Genomic DNA, 15,945 nt, shown 5'->3' on the forward strand with positions numbered 1-15,945 from the left:
TTGACATGGGACTCGAAGAAAAACTGCCGAGCGGCTTCCTGCTGACCACCGTCGAGCAGGCCGCGGGCTGGGTGCGCAAGTCGTCCGTCTTCCCGGCCACGTTCGGCCTCGCCTGCTGTGCCATCGAGATGATGACCACCGGCGCCGGCCGCTACGACCTGGCGCGCTTCGGCATGGAGGTCTTCCGCGGCTCGCCGCGGCAGGCGGACCTGATGATCGTCGCGGGCCGGGTCAGCCAGAAGATGGCACCGGTGCTGCGGCAGGTCTACGACCAGATGCCGAACCCGAAGTGGGTCATCTCCATGGGGGTCTGCGCCTCCTCGGGCGGCATGTTCAACAACTACGCCATCGTCCAGGGCGTCGACCACGTCGTCCCGGTCGACATCTACCTCCCCGGCTGCCCGCCGCGGCCCGAGATGCTGATGGACGCCATCCTCAAGCTCCACCAGAAGATCCAGGGCTCCAAGCTCGGGGTCAACGCCGAGGAAGCGGCCCGCGAGGCGGAGGAAGCGGCCCTCAAGGCCCTGCCCACGATCGAGATGAAGGGGCTGCTGCGGTGAGCGACGCGAACAACACCGCGGGTGACGCGGGCGACGTCAATCCCGAGAAGGAGCTGTCCGCCGAGAACCTCCCGGGCCAGCGGGGCCAGGGCGGCGAGGAGATCCGCGTCCAGCGCGGCATGTTCGGCGCCAACAACGGCGGCGACACCTCCGGCTACGGCGGCCTGGTCCGCTCCGTCCGGCTCCCCGGACCGGCGAGCCGGCCCTACGGCGGCTGGTTCGACGAGGTCGCCGACGAACTCGAGGGCGCGCTGGAGGAGCAGGGGCTCCTGCCCGAGAACGCCATCGAGAAGACGGTCGTCGACCGCGGCGAGGTGACCTTCCACATCGAGCGCGAGCACCTGGTCCGCGTCGCCCGCACCCTGCGCGACGACCCGGCCCTGCGCTTCGAACTGTGCACCGGCGTCAGCGGCGTCCACTACCCGCACGACAAGGGCCGCGAGCTGCACGCCGTCTACCACCTGCGCTCGATCACCCACAACCGGCTGATCCGCCTCGAAGTCAGCGCCCCCGACGCCGACCCGCACATCCCGTCGCTGGTCTCCGTCTATCCGACCAACGACTGGCACGAGCGCGAGACGTACGACTTCTTCGGCATCGTCTTCGACGATCACCCGGCCCTGACGCGGATCATGATGCCGGACGACTGGCAGGGCTTTCCGCAGCGCAAGGACTACCCCCTCGGCGGCATCCCCGTCGAGTACAAGGGTGCCCAGATCCCGGCTCCGGACCAGCGGAGGTCGTACTCGTGAGCACTTCCCACGCCTCCCCCAGGGAGACGACCGAAGGCACCGTCTACACGGTCACCGGCGGTGACTGGGACGAGGTCGTCCAGTCCGCGGCCCGCGCCGACGACGAGCGCATCGTCGTCAACATGGGCCCGCAGCACCCGTCCACGCACGGCGTGCTCCGCCTCATCCTGGAGATCGACGGCGAGACAGTCACCGAGGCCCGCTGCGGCATCGGCTACCTGCACACCGGCATCGAGAAGAACCTCGAGTACCGGACCTGGACGCAGGGCACCACGTTCGTGACGCGCATGGACTACCTGACGCCGTTCTTCAACGAGGCGGCGTACTGCCTGGGCGTCGAGAAGCTCCTCGGCATCGAGGACCAGATCCCGGACCGGGCCACGATCATCCGGGTCATGCTCATGGAGCTGAACCGGCTCTCCTCGCACCTGGTGGCCATCGCCACCGGCGGCATGGAGCTGGGCGCCACCACGATCATGATCTACGGGTTCCGCGATCGTGAACTGATTCTCGACATCTACGAGCTGATCACCGGCCTCAGGATGAACCACGCGTACATCCGCCCGGGCGGGCTCGCCCAGGACCTGCCGCCGGGTGCGGTGGACCAGATCCGCGAGTTCGTGAAGAAGATGAACAAGAACCTCCCGGAGTACGACAAGCTCGCCACCGGGAACCCCATCTTCAAGGCCCGCATGCAGGACGTCGGCTACCTCGACCTGGCCGGCTGCATGGCCCTCGGCGCCACCGGCCCCGTCCTCAGGTCCACCGGCCTCCCGCACGACCTGCGCAAGACCCAGCCGTACTGCGGCTACGAGACGTACGACTTCGACGTCCCGACCGCCGACACCTGCGACTCCTACGGTCGCTTCCTGATCCGGCTGGAGGAGATGCGCCAGTCGCTCAGGATCGTCGAGCAGTGCCTGGACCGGCTCCAGCCCGGCCCGGTCATGGTCGCCGACAAGAAGATCGCCTGGCCCGCCCAGCTCGCCCTGGGGCCGGACGGCCTGGGCAACTCCCTCGACCACATCAAGAAGATCATGGGCACCTCCATGGAGGCCCTGATCCACCACTTCAAGCTGGTCACCGAGGGCTTCCGGGTGCCGCCGGGACAGGCGTACACGGCGGTCGAGTCGCCCAAGGGCGAACTCGGGGTGCACGTCGTCTCCGACGGCGGCACCCGCCCCGTCCGGGTCCACTTCCGCGACCCGTCCTTCACCAACCTGCAGGCCATGGCGGCGATGTGCGAGGGCGGCCAGGTCGCCGACGTCATCGTCGCCGTGGCGTCCATCGACCCCGTGATGGGAGGCGTCGACCGGTGACCACCTCTTCTTCGGAGCGGGGCGTCAGCCTGGGCATGCCGGAACTGCCCGCGCCCGCCTACCCGGACGACGTCCGGGCCCGGCTGGAGACCGACGCGCGCGAGGTCATCGCCCGCTACCCGGACTCCCGGTCCGCCCTCCTGCCGCTGCTGCACCTCGTGCAGTCGCAGGAGGGGCACGTCACGCGCACCGGGATGCAGTTCTGCGCGGACATGCTGGGCCTCACCACCGCCGAGGTCACCGCGGTCGCCACCTTCTACACCATGTACCGGCGCGGGCCGAGCGGCGACTACCAGGTCGGCGTGTGCACCAACACGCTGTGCGCGGTGATGGGCGGCGACGCGATCTTCGAGTCCCTCCAGGAACACCTCGGCGTCGGCAACGGCGAGACCACCGAGGACGGCAAGGTCACCCTGGAGCACATCGAGTGCAACGCGGCCTGCGACTTCGCACCGGTCGTGATGGTCAACTGGGAGTTCTTCGACAACCAGACCCCGGCGAGCGTCAAGGCCCTCGTCGACGACCTGCGCGCGGGACGGCCGGTGACGCCCACGCGCGGTGCGCCGCTGTGCACCTTCAAGGAGACCGCCCGGATCCTGGCGGGCTTCCCCGACGAGCGGGACGGCGCCGTCGCGGCCGGCGGCAGCGCGGGTCCCGCATCTCTGGCCGGGCTCAAGCTCGCCAAGGGCGAGGCGTCCGCCGCGCGCGTGGTGCACCCGCGGGACGGCGGACCGCACGACGCGCCGCAGGACCGGGCCGTGCACGACCCGTCCCCGACGGAACACCTCAGCTCGCACGACGCGCCGCAGGACACATCGGCATCCGACCCTTCCAACCCGGCAGGGCCTACCGCCGAGGAGGGGGAGTGATGACCGTGGCAGCCGAGATCAGGGGCAGCAGCCCGGAGAAGCTGCTCGCACCCGTGCTGTCGGCCTTCTGGGACGAGGACGAGTCGTGGACTCTCGACGTCTACCGGAGGCACGAGGGGTACGAGGGACTCCGCAAGGCGCTGGCCATGGCGCCGGACGACCTGATCGCGTACGTCAAGGAGTCCGGTCTGCGTGGACGCGGCGGTGCCGGGTTCCCGACGGGGATGAAGTGGCAGTTCATTCCTCAGGGGGACGGCAAGCCTCACTATCTAGTTGTCAACGCCGACGAGTCGGAGCCAGGGACCTGCAAGGACATCCCGCTCCTCTTCGCGAACCCGCACAGCCTCATCGAGGGCATCGTCATCGCGTGTTACGCCATCCGGTCTTCGCATGCCTTCATCTATCTGCGTGGTGAAGTCGTCCCAGTGCTGCGGCGGTTGCACGAGGCCGTGCGCGAGGCCCACGAGGCCGGCTTTCTCGGCGAGAACATCCTGGGCAGCGGACTCGACCTCACCCTCACCGTGCACGCGGGCGCGGGCGCGTACATCTGCGGTGAGGAGACCGCACTGCTCGACTCGCTCGAAGGCCGCCGGGGTCAACCGCGGCTCCGTCCCCCCTTTCCTGCCGTCGCGGGCCTCTATGCGTGCCCGACTGTGGTGAATAACGTCGAATCGATCGCTTCAGTTCCCGCGATCCTGAACAAGGGCAAGGACTGGTTCAGGTCGATGGGCAGCGAGAAGTCCCCCGGCTTCACGCTCTACTCGCTCAGCGGCCACGTCGCGGGCCCCGGCCAGTACGAGGCCCCGCTCGGCATCACGCTGCGCCAGCTCCTCGACATGAGCGGCGGCATGCGCCCCGGCCACCGGCTCAAGTTCTGGACGCCCGGCGGTTCCTCGACGCCGATGTTCACCGACGAGCACCTCGACGTCCCCCTCGACTACGAAGGAGTGGGCGCCGCCGGTTCCATGCTCGGCACCAAGGCGCTCCAGTGCTTCGACGAGACGACCTGCGTCGTGCGCGCCGTCACCCGCTGGACCGAGTTCTACGCACACGAGTCCTGCGGCAAGTGCACACCCTGCCGCGAAGGCACCTACTGGCTGGTCCAGTTGCTGCGCGACATCGAGGCCGGCAAGGGACAGATGTCCGACCTCGACAAGCTGAACGACATCGCCGACAACATCAACGGCAAGTCCTTCTGCGCCCTCGGCGACGGTGCCGCCTCGCCGATCTTCTCCTCGCTCAAGTACTTCCGCGAGGAGTACGAGGAGCACATCACGGGCCGCGGCTGCCCCTTCGACCCGGCCAAGTCGACGGCCTGGGCCGACCGCACGGAGGTGAAGGCATGACAGTGACCACCAATGCTCCCTCGGGAGGGGGAGAGGCGGCGGTCCCGCCGGAGGACCTCGTGTCGCTGACGATCGACGGCGCCGAGATCAGTGTCCCCAAGGGCACCCTGGTCATCCGGGCCGCCGAGCAGCTCGGCATCGAGATCCCCCGGTTCTGCGACCACCCCCTCCTCGACCCGGCCGGCGCCTGCCGCCAGTGCATCGTCGAGGTCGAGGGCCAGCGCAAGCCCATGGCGTCCTGCACCATCACCTGCACCGACGGCATGGTGGTGAAGACCCAGCTCACCTCGCCCGTCGCCGAGAAGGCCCAGCACGGTGTGATGGAGCTGCTGCTCATCAACCACCCGCTGGACTGCCCGGTCTGCGACAAGGGCGGCGAGTGCCCCCTGCAGAACCAGGCCATGTCGCACGGCCAGGCCGACTCCCGCTTCGAGGGCAAGAAGCGGACCTACGAGAAGCCCGTGCCGATCTCCACGCAGGTCCTGCTCGACCGCGAGCGCTGCGTGCTGTGCGCCCGCTGCACCCGGTTCTCCAACCAGGTCGCGGGCGACCCGATGATCGAGCTGATCGAGCGGGGCGCGCTCCAGCAGGTCGGCACCGGCGAGGGCGACCCCTTCGAGTCGTACTTCTCCGGCAACACCATCCAGATCTGCCCGGTAGGCGCGCTCACCTCGGCGGCGTACCGGTTCCGCTCCCGGCCCTTCGACCTGATCTCCTCGCCGTCGGTGTGCGAGCACTGCTCCGGCGGCTGCGCCACCCGCACCGACCACCGGCGCGGCAAGGTCATGCGGCGCCTCGCGGCCAACGAGCCCGAGGTCAACGAGGAGTGGATCTGCGACAAGGGGCGCTTCGGGTTCCGGTACGCCCAGCAGCGGGACCGGCTCACCACGCCCCTGGTGCGCAACGCGGAGGGCGAGCTGGAGCCGGCCTCCTGGCCGGAGGCGCTCCAGATCGCCGCGCAGGGACTGCTCGCCTCCAGGGGCCGCACCGGCGTCCTGACCGGCGGGCGGCTCACCGTCGAGGACGCCTACGCGTACAGCAAGTTCGCGCGCGTGGCGCTCGACACCAACGACATCGACTTCCGCGCGCGCGTGCACAGCGCCGAGGAGGCCGACTTCCTGGCCGCCCGGATCGCCGGACGGGGCCGTGACCTCGACGGAACCGGCGTCACGTACACGTCGCTGGAGAAAGCGCCCGCAGTGCTGCTGGTCGGCTTCGAGGCCGAGGAGGAGGCGCCCGGTGTCTTCCTGAGGCTGCGCAAGGCCTGGCGCAAGCACGGGCAGAAGGTCTTCTCGCTGGCCACGCACGCCACGCGGGGCCTGGAGAAGGCGGGTGGCACCCTGCTCCCCGCCGCTCCCGGCACCGAGACCGAGTGGCTGGACGCCCTCGCGAGCGGCGTCGGCCTGGAGGAGGGCGGCGCCCAGGCGGCCGAGGCCCTGCGCGCCGAGGGCGCCGTGATCGTCGTCGGCGAACGGCTGGCGTCCGTGGCCGGAGGCCTCACCTCCGCCGTACGGACCTCGACGGCGACCGGGGCCCGGCTGGTGTGGATCCCGCGCCGGGCCGGGGAGCGCGGCGCGATCGAGGCGGGCGCGCTGCCGTCGCTGCTGCCCGGTGGGCGCCCGGCGACCGACCCGCGCGCGCGTGAGGAGGTCGCCGCCCTGTGGGGCCTGGCCGACCTCCCGCACCGCTACGGCCGTGACACCGGCGAGATCGTCGAGGCCGCGGCCCGGGGCGAACTCCAGGCGCTGCTCGTGGCGGGCGTGGAGGTCGCCGACCTGCCCGACCCCACGCGCGCGCGTGCGGCACTCGACGAGGCCGGGTTCGTGGTGTCGCTGGAGCTGCGGCCCAGCGAGGTCACCGAACGCGCCGACGTCGTCCTGCCGGTCGCCGCGGTCGCCGAGAAGCCCGGCACCTTCCTCAACTGGGAGGGCAGGGTGCGCTTCTTCGAGGCCGCGCTCAAGCCCGACCAGATGACCCGCCGTCTCGCCCCCACCGACGCCCGCGTCCTGCAGATGCTGGCCGACGCCATGGACGTACACCTGGGCCTGCCCGATCTGCGCACCACGCGCGCGGAGATCGACCGGCTCGGCGCCTGGGACGGGCCGCGGGCCGGTGAGCCGCTGCAGACCGCGAGTGCGCTGCCGCGACCGGCCGCCGGAGAGGCCGTACTGGCCGGGCACCGGCTCCTGCTCGACCAGGGACTGTTGCAGCAGGGCGACGAGGCACTCGCAGGCACCCGGCACGCCGCCCGCGCGCGACTGTCGGCCGCCACGGCAGCCGAGGCGGGCGTCAAGGACGGCGACGTCCTCGCCGTGACCGGTCCCGCCGGAGTCGTCGAACTCCCGCTGCAGGTCACGGGGATGCCCGACCGGGTGGTCTGGCTTCCGCTGAACTCGGCGGGCTCCGGCGTCGCCTCCGACGCCGGGGTACTGCCCGGAACCCTCGTCCGCATCGGTCCGGCGACGCCCGCGGGCGCCGCCCCCAAGGAGGTGGAGGCATGAGCCCGTACCTCGCCGCTGAAGACCTCTCGATGTTCGGCACCGATCCCTGGTGGCTGGTCGTCGTCAAGGCGGTGTTCTGCTTCGCCTTCCTGATGGTGACCGTGCTGTTCTCCATCGTGTGGGAGCGCAAGGTCGTCGCCTGGATGCAGCTGCGCATCGGTCCGAACCGGCACGGCCCCTGGGGCATGCTCCAGTCGCTCGCCGACGGCATCAAGCTGATGCTCAAGGAAGACCTCGTCGTCAAGCGCGCCGACAAGGCGGTCTACGTCCTCGCGCCGATCGTGGCGGCCATCCCGGCCTTCATGGCGATCGCGGTGATTCCCTTCGGGCCGGCCGGCAACGAGGTCTCGATCTTCGGCCACCGCACCGCGATGCAGCTGACCGACCTGCCGATCGCGATGCTGTTCATCCTGGCGGTCGCCTCGGTCGGCATCTACGGCATCGTGCTCGCCGGGTGGAGTTCCGGATCGACGTACCCGCTGCTGGGCGGACTGCGCTCCTGCGCCCAGATGATCTCCTACGAGATCGCGATGGGCGCCGCGTTCGCCTCGGTGTTCCTCTACTCCGGTTCGATGTCGACCTCGGAGATCGTCGCCCAGCAGGACGACCGCTGGTACATCGTGCTGCTGCCGGTCTCCTTCATCCTCTACGTCGTCACGATGGTCGGCGAGACCAACCGTGCCCCCTTCGACATGCCCGAGTCCGAGGGCGACCTGGTGGGCGGCTTCAACACCGAGTACTCGTCGATCAAGTTCGCGATGTTCATGCTCGCCGAGTACGTGAACATGGTGACGGTCTCGGCGGTCGCCACCACGCTGTTCCTCGGCGGCTGGCGGGCCCCCTGGCCGATCAGCACCTTCTGGGAGGGTGCCAACCACGGCTGGTGGCCGCTGCTCTGGTTCGTGGTCAAGGTCCAGTTGCTGCTCTTCTTCTTCATCTGGCTGCGCGGCACCCTGCCCCGGGTCCGCTACGACCAGTTGATGAAACTCGGCTGGAAGGTCCTCATTCCGGTCTCCCTGGTCTGGCTGATGCTGGTCGCGACCGTGCGGGCCCTCAGGAACGAGAACTACGGCTTCAGCGACATCGCCCTGTACATCGGCGGCGGCGTCCTGGTCCTGCTGCTGTTGTCCTTCCTCGTCGACATGTACCGCGACAAGGGCGGCAAGGCCGCCGACCAGCCTGCCGAGACCGGAACCGGGACCGAGGCAGGGGCCGCCTTCGACCCGATGGCCGGCGGATTCCCCGTCCCGCCGATGCCCGGACAGCAGGTGCCGCCGGTGCCCAGGCGCCGTCCCCGCCGGGAGCGGGAGCTGATTGTCAGTGGTGGGCCCGATACTCACAGTGACGGACCTGCGGGCGGACCTACGGATGGAAAGGAGGCGTCCGATGGCTGAGGAACGCGAAGAGCACAGGGACAACACGGAACACGTGGACCACAAGGGGACCGATCCCGGTTTCATGAATCCCGTGGCCGGCTTCGGCGTGACCTTCAAGGCCATGTTCAAGAAGCGGTTGACCGAGCAGTACCCGGAGCAGCAGAAGACCACCGCTCCACGCTTCCACGGGCGGCACCAGCTCAACCGCCATCCGGACGGCCTGGAGAAGTGCGTCGGCTGCGAGCTGTGCGCCTGGGCCTGTCCCGCGGACGCCATCTACGTGGAGGGCGCGGACAACACCGACGAGGAGCGCTACTCGCCCGGTGAGCGGTACGGCCGCGTCTACCAGATCAACTACGCCCGCTGCATCCTGTGCGGACTGTGCATCGAGGCGTGCCCCACGCGCGCGTTGACGATGACCAACGAGTTCGAGCTGGCCGACTCCAGCCGCGCCAACCTCATCTTCACCAAGGACCAGCTGCTCGCCGGTCTCGAAGAGGGCATGGTCGACTCGCCCCACGCCATCTACCCGGGCACCGACGAGCAGGACTACTACCGGGGCCTGGTCACCGAGGCCGCGCCCGGCACGGTCCAGCAGGTCGCCCACTCCAAGGGGGAGGTCGTCCAGGAGGGCGACTCCACCTTCGGCGCGACCGAGCCGGCGTCGGAGGAGGTGATCCGCCGATGAGCGCGCAGCTCGCCGCCGAGGTGACCCTCTCCGCCGGCACCTCCACCGGAGAGGCCGTCCAGTTCTGGATCCTCGGCACCGTCGCGGTGATCGGCGCCCTGTGCACCGTCTTCATGAAGAAGGCCGTGCACAGTGCGCTGTGCCTCGCCGGGACGATGATCGTCCTGGCGGTGTTCTACCTCGCCAACGGCGCCTACTTCCTCGGCATCGTGCAGATCGTCGTCTACACCGGCGCCATCATGATGCTGTTCCTGTTCGTGGTGATGCTCGTCGGTGTCACCGCGGCGGACTCCCTGAAGGAGACCATCAAGGGCCAGCGCTGGCTGGCCCTGGTGTCCGGGCTCGGCTTCGGCATCCTGCTGATCGCCGGCATCGGCAACGCCTCCGTCTCGGAGTTCACCGGCCTCGCCCAGGCCAACGCGAACGGCAACGTGGAGGGCATCGCGTCCCTCATCTTCACCAAGTACGTCTTCGCCTTCGAGATCACCGGCGCGCTGCTCATCACGGCGGCCGTCGGTGCCATGGTGCTCACCCACCGCGAGCGCACCGAGCGCGCCAGGACCCAGCGCGAGCTGTCCGAGCAGCGCATCCGCGACGGCAAGCACCTGCCGCCGCTGCCGGCACCCGGCGTGTACGCCCGGCACAACGCGGTCGACATCGCCGGGCTGCTGCCCGACGGCACCCCCTCCGAGCTGACCGTCAGCAAGACACTGCGCGAGCGGGGCCAGATCCGCGACGTGTCGATGGAGGCGCTGGGCGACTTGAAGGCGCTGGAGCAGCGGGCCGAGGACCGGCTGGAACGCAAGGCGGTCGGCCCCGACAACTCCAAGCAGTCCGAGGAGGCGTCGAAGTGAACCCCGTCAACTACCTGTATCTCGCAGCCCTGCTGTTCACGATCGGTGCCACCGGCGTGCTGATCCGGCGCAACGCGATCGTGGTCTTCATGTGCATCGAGCTGATGCTCAACGCCTGCAACCTCGCGTTCGTCGCCTTCTCCCGCATGCACGGCAACCTCGACGGCCAGATCATCGCCTTCTTCACGATGGTCGTCGCCGCCGCGGAAGTCGTGGTCGGGCTCGCGATCATCGTGTCCCTGTTCCGTTCCCGCCACTCGGCCTCGGTCGACGACGCCAGCCTGATGAAGCTGTGAGGGGCTGCTGAAACGTGGAGAACCTGATTGCGCTGCTGGTGGCGGCGCCCCTGCTAGGAGCGGTCGTCCTGCTGTGCGGCGGACGCCGGCTGGACCGCGTCGGCCACTGGATCGGCACGCTGCTGGCCGCCGTGTCCTTCGTGATCGGCGTCGTCCTCTTCGCCGACCTGCTCGGCAGCGGCGCCGAGGACCGCACCCTGACGCAGCACCTGTTCAGCTGGATCCCGGTGGAGGGCTTCCAGGCCGACGTCGCCTTCCGGCTCGACCAGCTGTCGATGACGTTCGTCCTGCTGATCACCGGCGTCGGCTCGCTCATCCACCTGTACTCGGTCGCGTACATGGAGCACGACGAGCGCCGCCGCCGCTTCTTCGGCTATCTGAACCTGTTCCTCGCGGCGATGCTGATCCTCGTCCTCGCCGACAACTACCTGCTGCTGTACGTCGGCTGGGAGGGCGTGGGTCTCGCCTCCTACCTGCTGATCGGCTTCTGGCAGCACAAGCCCAGCGCCGCCACCGCCGCGAAGAAGGCCTTCCTGGTCAACCGCGTCGGCGACATGGGCCTGTCCATCGGCATCATGCTGATGTTCCTGTGGTTCGGCACCTTCGCCTTCGGGCCGGTGCTCGGCGGCCACGGGGAGGCCGGGCTGGCGGCCGGGGCGGACGAGGGCAAGCTCACCGCGATCGCCCTGATGCTGCTGCTGGCCGCCTGCGGCAAGTCCGCCCAGGTGCCGCTGCAGTCCTGGCTCGGTGACGCGATGGAGGGCCCGACCCCGGTCTCGGCCCTCATCCACGCCGCGACCATGGTGACGGCGGGCGTGTACCTGATCGTCCGCTCCGGCGCGATCTTCAACGGCGCGCCCGACGCGCAACTGGTGGTCACCATCGTGGGCGCGGTCACGCTGCTCTTCGGTGCGATCGTCGGTTGTGCCAAGGACGACATCAAGAAGGCCCTGGCCGGTTCGACCATGTCGCAGATCGGCTACATGGTGCTCGCCGCGGGCCTCGGCCCGATCGGCTACGTCTTCGCGATCATGCACCTGGTGACGCACGGCTTCTTCAAGGCCGGGCTGTTCCTCGGCGCCGGTTCCGTCATGCACGGCATGAACGACGAGGTCGACATGCGCCGCTACGGCGGACTGCGCAAGTACATGCCGGTCACCTTCGTCACCTTCGGGCTCGGCTACCTCGCCATCATCGGCTTCCCGGGCCTGTCCGGCTTCTTCTCCAAGGACAAGATCATCGAGGCGGCGTTCGCCAAGGGCGGCACCGAGGGCTGGATCCTCGGCGCCTGCGCCCTGCTGGGCGCGGCCATCACCGCTTACTACATGACGCGCGTGATGCTGATGACGTTCTTCGGCGAGGAGCGCTGGCGCAACGCCCCGACGCCGTCGCCCGCGAAGCCGGACGTGGAGCCCGCGGCCGAGACACGCGGCGCGTACGAGCCCCCGCACCCGCACGAGTCGCCGGGCCTCATGACGATCCCGATGATCGTGCTGGCCGTCGGATCGGTCGGGGCCGGTGCCTTCTTCAGCATCGGCGACCGCTTCATGCACTGGCTGGAGCCCATCACCGGGCACAGCCACGGCGACTCCCCGATCAGCGCCGGGGCGGTCACCGGGGCGACGGTGGCCTGCATGGTCATCGGCGTCGCCGTCGCCTGGGCCCAGTACGGGCGCCGTCCGGTCCCGGCCGTCGCCCCGCGCGGGTCGCTGCTCACCCGGGCCGCCCGGCGCGACCTGCTCCAGGACGACTTCAACCACGTCGTCCTGGTCCGGGGCGGCGAGCACCTGACGCGCTCCCTGGTCTACGTCGACCACACGGTGGTCGACGGAGTCGTCAACGGGACGGCGGCCTCGGTCGGCGGCCTGTCCGGGCGGATGCGCAAGCTGCAGAACGGCTTCGCGCGCTCGTACGCGGTCTCGATGTTCGGCGGTGCGGCACTCCTCGTCGCCGCGACCCTGCTGATGAGGGCGGTCTGATACCGATGTCCTTTCCCCTGCTGACAGTCACGGCGGCCCTCCCGGCCGTCGGGGCGATCGCCACGGCAGCCGTGCCGGCCGCGAAACGCACCGCGGCCAAGTGGCTGGCGCTGCTGGTCTCGCTGGCCACGCTCGGGCTGGCGATCGCGGTCCTGGTCCGCTTCGACCCCGACGGCGACCGCTACCAGCTCACCGAGTCCCACTCCTGGATCGCGGACTTCGGCGTCCGGTACGAACTGGGCGTGGACGGCATCGCGGTGGCGCTGATCGCGCTGACCGCCCTGCTGATCCCGTTCATCATCCTCGCGGGCTGGCACGACGCCGACCCGCTGGAGACCGGCAGCAGCCGGTGGCGGCCGACGCAGGGCTTCTTCGCCCTGATCCTGGCCGTCGAGGCGATGGTGATCATCTCTTTCGAGGCCACCGACGTCTTCCTCTTCTACATCTTCTTCGAAGCCATGCTGATCCCGCTGTACTTCCTGATCGGCGGCTTCGGGGACCGGGCGCACGAGCACGGCGAGAAGACGGCGGCGACCCAGCGGTCGTACGCCGCGGTGAAGTTCCTCCTCTACAACCTGGCCGGCGGTCTGATCATGCTGGCCGCGGTGATCGGCCTGTACGTGGTCGCCGGGAACTTCTCGCTCACGGAGATCGCCGAGGCCCGGGCCAACGGCTCGCTGGACATGGCGACCAACACCGAGCGCTGGCTGTTCCTCGGCTTCTTCTTCGCCTTCGCGGTGAAGGCGCCGCTGTTCCCGCTGCACACCTGGCTGCCCAACGCCATGGGGGAGTCGACCGCGCCGGTCGCCGTGCTCATCACGGCGGTCGTCGACAAGGTCGGCACCTTCGCGATGCTCCGCTTCTGCCTCCAGCTCTTCCCGGAGGCCAGCAAGTGGGCGACGCCGGTCATCCTGGTCCTGGCGGTCATCAGCATCATCTACGGCGCGCTGCTCGCGGTCGGCCAGCGCGACATCAAGCGGCTGATCGCCTACGCGTCGATCTCGCACTTCGGCTTCATCATCATGGGCATCTTCGCGATGACCAGCCAGGGCCAGTCCGGCGCCACGCTGTACATGGTCAACCACGGCATCTCGACCGCCGTGCTGATGCTGATCGCCGGATTCCTGATCTCGCGGCGCGGCTCGCGGCTCATCGCCGACTTCGGCGGTGTGCAGAAGGTCGCCCCGATCCTGGCCGGCACCTTCCTGATCGGCGGCCTCGCGACCCTCTCCCTGCCGGGCCTCGCGCCCTTCGTCAGTGAGTTCCTGGTCTTGGTCGGCACGTTCACCCGTTATCCGGTGATCGGCATCATCGCCACCCTCGGCATCGTCCTCGCCGCTCTCTACACCCTCGTCCTCTACCAGCGGACGATGACGGGCCCGGTGAAGGCCGAGGTGAACGGGATGCCCGACCTCCGGGTGCGCGAGCTGGTGGTCGTGGCACCGCTGGTGGCGCTGCTGATCTTCCTGGGCGTCTTCCCGAAGCCCGTGACGGACATCGTCAACCCGGCGGTGGAGCAGACCATGTCCGACGTACACAAGACGGACCCCCAGCCTGAGGTGGAGGCGGCCAAGTGAGCGCATCAGCCGTCCACAGCCTGTGGACAACGGCGGCGACGGCGGCCGACCCGATCGCCAAGATCGACGCCCCGAAGATCGAGTACGGGCAGTTGTCGCCCGTCCTCATCGTCCTCGGCGCGGCGATCATCGGAATCCTGGTCGAGGCCTTCGTGCCGCGCAGGTCCCGCTACTACGCGCAGATGTTCGTGTCCGCCGTCGCCCTGATCGCGGCGTTCGCGGCGATCGTCGCGCTCGCGGCGGGCGGGTACGGCACGACCAAGGCCGGGATCGCGGCGATGGGCGCCGTCGCCGTCGACGGACCGGCCCTGTTCCTGCAGGGCACCATCCTGCTGACCAGCCTGGTCGGCCTGTTCACCTTCGCCGAGCGCCGCCTCGACCCGGAGGTGCACGGCAACCGCGTCGACTCCTTCGCCGCGCAGGCCGCCGCCGTGCCCGGCAGCGAGAGCGAGCAGAAGGCGGTCAAGGCCGGCTTCACCACGACGGAGGTCTTCCCGCTCTTCCTCTTCGCCGTCGCCGGCATGCTGGTCTTCCCGGCGGCCAACGACCTGCTGACGCTCTTCGTGGCGCTGGAGGTCTTCTCCCTCCCGCTGTACCTGCTGTGCGCGCTGGCCCGCCGCAAGCGGCTCATGTCGCAGGAGGCGGCGGTCAAGTACTTCCTGCTCGGCGCCTTCGCCTCGGCGTTCACCCTGTTCGGCATCGCGCTGCTCTACGGCTACGCGGGCTCGATGTCGTACGGCACGATCGCCCAGGTCGTCGACGGCACCGTCCAGAACGTCACCCCGGCGCTCGCCGACACCATGGGCAACGACGCGCTGCTGCTCGTCGGCTCCGCGCTGATCGTCATGGGCCTGCTGTTCAAGGTGGGCGCGGTGCCGTTCCACATGTGGACGCCGGACGTGTACCAGGGTGCGCCGACGCCCGTGACCGGCTTCATGGCGGCGGCGACCAAGGTGGCCGCCTTCGGCGCCCTGCTGCGCATCCTCTACGTCGTCCTGCCCGGCCTGCGCTGGGACTGGCGGCCGGTGATGTGGGGCGTGGCGATCGTCACGATGCTGGCCGGCGCGATCGTCGCGATCACGCAGACCGACATCAAGCGGCTGCTGGCGTACTCGTCCATCGCGCATGCGGGCTTCATCCTCGCCGGTGTCATCGCGACCACGCCGGAGGGCATCTCGTCCGTCCTCTTCTACCTGGCGGCGTACTCCTTCGTCACGATCGGTGCCTTCGCGGTCGTCACGCTGGTCCGCGACGCGGGCGGCGAGGCGACGCACCTGTCGAAGTGGGCCGGGCTCGGCCGCAGGTCGCCGCTGGTGGCGGCGGTCTTCGCGGTGTTCCTGCTGGCCTTCGCCGGTATCCCGCTGACCTCCGGGTTCTCGGGGAAGTTCGCGGTGTTCAAGGCGGCGGCGGAGGGCGGTGCGGCCCCGCTGGTCGTGGTCGGCGTGATCTCGTCGGCGATCGCCGCGTTCTTCTACATCCGGGTGATCGTGCTGATGTTCTTCAGCGAGCCGCGCCCGGAGGGCCCGACCGTCGCGGTGCCGTCACCGCTGACGATGACGGCGATCGGCGTGGGCGTGGCGGTCACGGTGGTGCTCGGTGTGGCACCGCAGTACTTCCTGGACCTGGCGGGTCAGGCGGGGGTGTTCGTGCGCTGACGCGGCGCTTGCGGCTTTGTGGCTTCACGGCTGTGGTGGGGGCCCCCCCCGCCCGGGGGGGGGGCCCCCCCCCCGGGGGGGGGGGGGCGCCCCCCGGGGGGGGGGGGGGTTGGGGGGGGGGGGCACGATCCACCGGGAGGGGGGCCACCACAGAAAGGCGAGCACGCAGAAGG

General features: G+C 69.6%; 13 protein-coding genes. All 13 read left to right on the forward strand.

All coding sequences use genetic code 11. The annotated features are described in order from the left end of the window. The first annotated feature begins 5 nt into the window (after positions 1 to 5). The 13 genes from ACFYZ3_RS25960 to nuoN are packed head-to-tail and all read left to right on the forward strand — an operon-like array spanning position 6 to position 15,772. Positions 6 to 560, forward strand: coding sequence for an NADH-quinone oxidoreductase subunit B family protein (locus ACFYZ3_RS25960; protein ID WP_031035164.1), 555 nt, complete (start codon positions 6 to 8; stop codon positions 558 to 560). Further along, the gene (locus tag ACFYZ3_RS25965; RefSeq protein WP_388522218.1) at positions 557 to 1,312 is read left to right on the forward strand and encodes an NADH-quinone oxidoreductase subunit C; all 756 of its coding nucleotides are present in this window, start codon (positions 557 to 559) and stop codon (positions 1,310 to 1,312) included. Before ACFYZ3_RS25960 ends, ACFYZ3_RS25965 begins: the two co-directional genes overlap by 4 nt. Beyond that, positions 1,309 to 2,631 (forward strand): NADH-quinone oxidoreductase subunit D, encoded by a 1,323-nt coding sequence (locus ACFYZ3_RS25970; RefSeq protein ID WP_388522221.1) that lies wholly within the window; start codon positions 1,309 to 1,311, stop codon positions 2,629 to 2,631. The genes ACFYZ3_RS25965 and ACFYZ3_RS25970 overlap by 4 nt, the downstream gene beginning before the upstream one ends. Next, a complete protein-coding gene (gene nuoE, locus ACFYZ3_RS25975) occupies positions 2,628 to 3,500 on the forward strand; it encodes an NADH-quinone oxidoreductase subunit NuoE (RefSeq protein WP_127893448.1) in 873 nt (290 codons plus the stop codon). Before ACFYZ3_RS25970 ends, nuoE begins: the two co-directional genes overlap by 4 nt. Next, a complete protein-coding gene (gene nuoF / locus ACFYZ3_RS25980; RefSeq protein ID WP_189737570.1) occupies positions 3,497 to 4,846 on the forward strand; it encodes an NADH-quinone oxidoreductase subunit NuoF in 1,350 nt (449 codons plus the stop codon). Before nuoE ends, nuoF begins: the two co-directional genes overlap by 4 nt. After that, positions 4,843 to 7,347 carry an NADH-quinone oxidoreductase subunit G gene (locus tag ACFYZ3_RS25985; RefSeq protein WP_388522226.1) on the forward strand — a complete coding sequence of 835 codons (2,505 nt, stop codon included), beginning with the start codon at positions 4,843 to 4,845 and terminating at the stop codon, positions 7,345 to 7,347. The genes nuoF and ACFYZ3_RS25985 overlap by 4 nt, the downstream gene beginning before the upstream one ends. Beyond that, entirely contained in the window at positions 7,344 to 8,741 is a 1,398-nt protein-coding gene (gene nuoH / locus ACFYZ3_RS25990) for an NADH-quinone oxidoreductase subunit NuoH (protein WP_388522229.1), read from the forward strand. Before ACFYZ3_RS25985 ends, nuoH begins: the two co-directional genes overlap by 4 nt. Continuing rightward, positions 8,734 to 9,411: an NADH-quinone oxidoreductase subunit NuoI gene (gene nuoI / locus ACFYZ3_RS25995; RefSeq protein ID WP_162833256.1), complete on the forward strand. Its 678-nt coding sequence runs from the start codon at positions 8,734 to 8,736 to the stop codon at positions 9,409 to 9,411. The genes nuoH and nuoI overlap by 8 nt, the downstream gene beginning before the upstream one ends. Further along, positions 9,408 to 10,265: an NADH-quinone oxidoreductase subunit J gene (locus ACFYZ3_RS26000; RefSeq protein WP_388522232.1), complete on the forward strand. Its 858-nt coding sequence runs from the start codon at positions 9,408 to 9,410 to the stop codon at positions 10,263 to 10,265. The genes nuoI and ACFYZ3_RS26000 overlap by 4 nt, the downstream gene beginning before the upstream one ends. Next, entirely contained in the window at positions 10,262 to 10,561 is a 300-nt protein-coding gene (gene nuoK / locus ACFYZ3_RS26005) for an NADH-quinone oxidoreductase subunit NuoK (RefSeq protein ID WP_003974374.1), read from the forward strand. The genes ACFYZ3_RS26000 and nuoK overlap by 4 nt, the downstream gene beginning before the upstream one ends. A gap of 14 nt (positions 10,562 to 10,575) precedes the next feature. Beyond that, positions 10,576 to 12,540 carry an NADH-quinone oxidoreductase subunit L gene (gene nuoL / locus ACFYZ3_RS26010; protein ID WP_164275671.1) on the forward strand — a complete coding sequence of 655 codons (1,965 nt, stop codon included), beginning with the start codon at positions 10,576 to 10,578 and terminating at the stop codon, positions 12,538 to 12,540. Between the two features lie 5 nt (positions 12,541 to 12,545). Continuing rightward, positions 12,546 to 14,117: an NADH-quinone oxidoreductase subunit M gene (locus tag ACFYZ3_RS26015; protein WP_109035745.1), complete on the forward strand. Its 1,572-nt coding sequence runs from the start codon at positions 12,546 to 12,548 to the stop codon at positions 14,115 to 14,117. Continuing rightward, positions 14,114 to 15,772 (forward strand): NADH-quinone oxidoreductase subunit NuoN, encoded by a 1,659-nt coding sequence (gene nuoN / locus ACFYZ3_RS26020; RefSeq protein WP_388522237.1) that lies wholly within the window; start codon positions 14,114 to 14,116, stop codon positions 15,770 to 15,772. Before ACFYZ3_RS26015 ends, nuoN begins: the two co-directional genes overlap by 4 nt. Positions 15,773 to 15,945: the final 173 nt, after the last annotated feature.

It is taken from the genome of Streptomyces sp. NPDC001599, assembly GCF_042893535.1.
GTDB lineage: Bacteria > Actinomycetota > Actinomycetes > Streptomycetales > Streptomycetaceae > Streptomyces.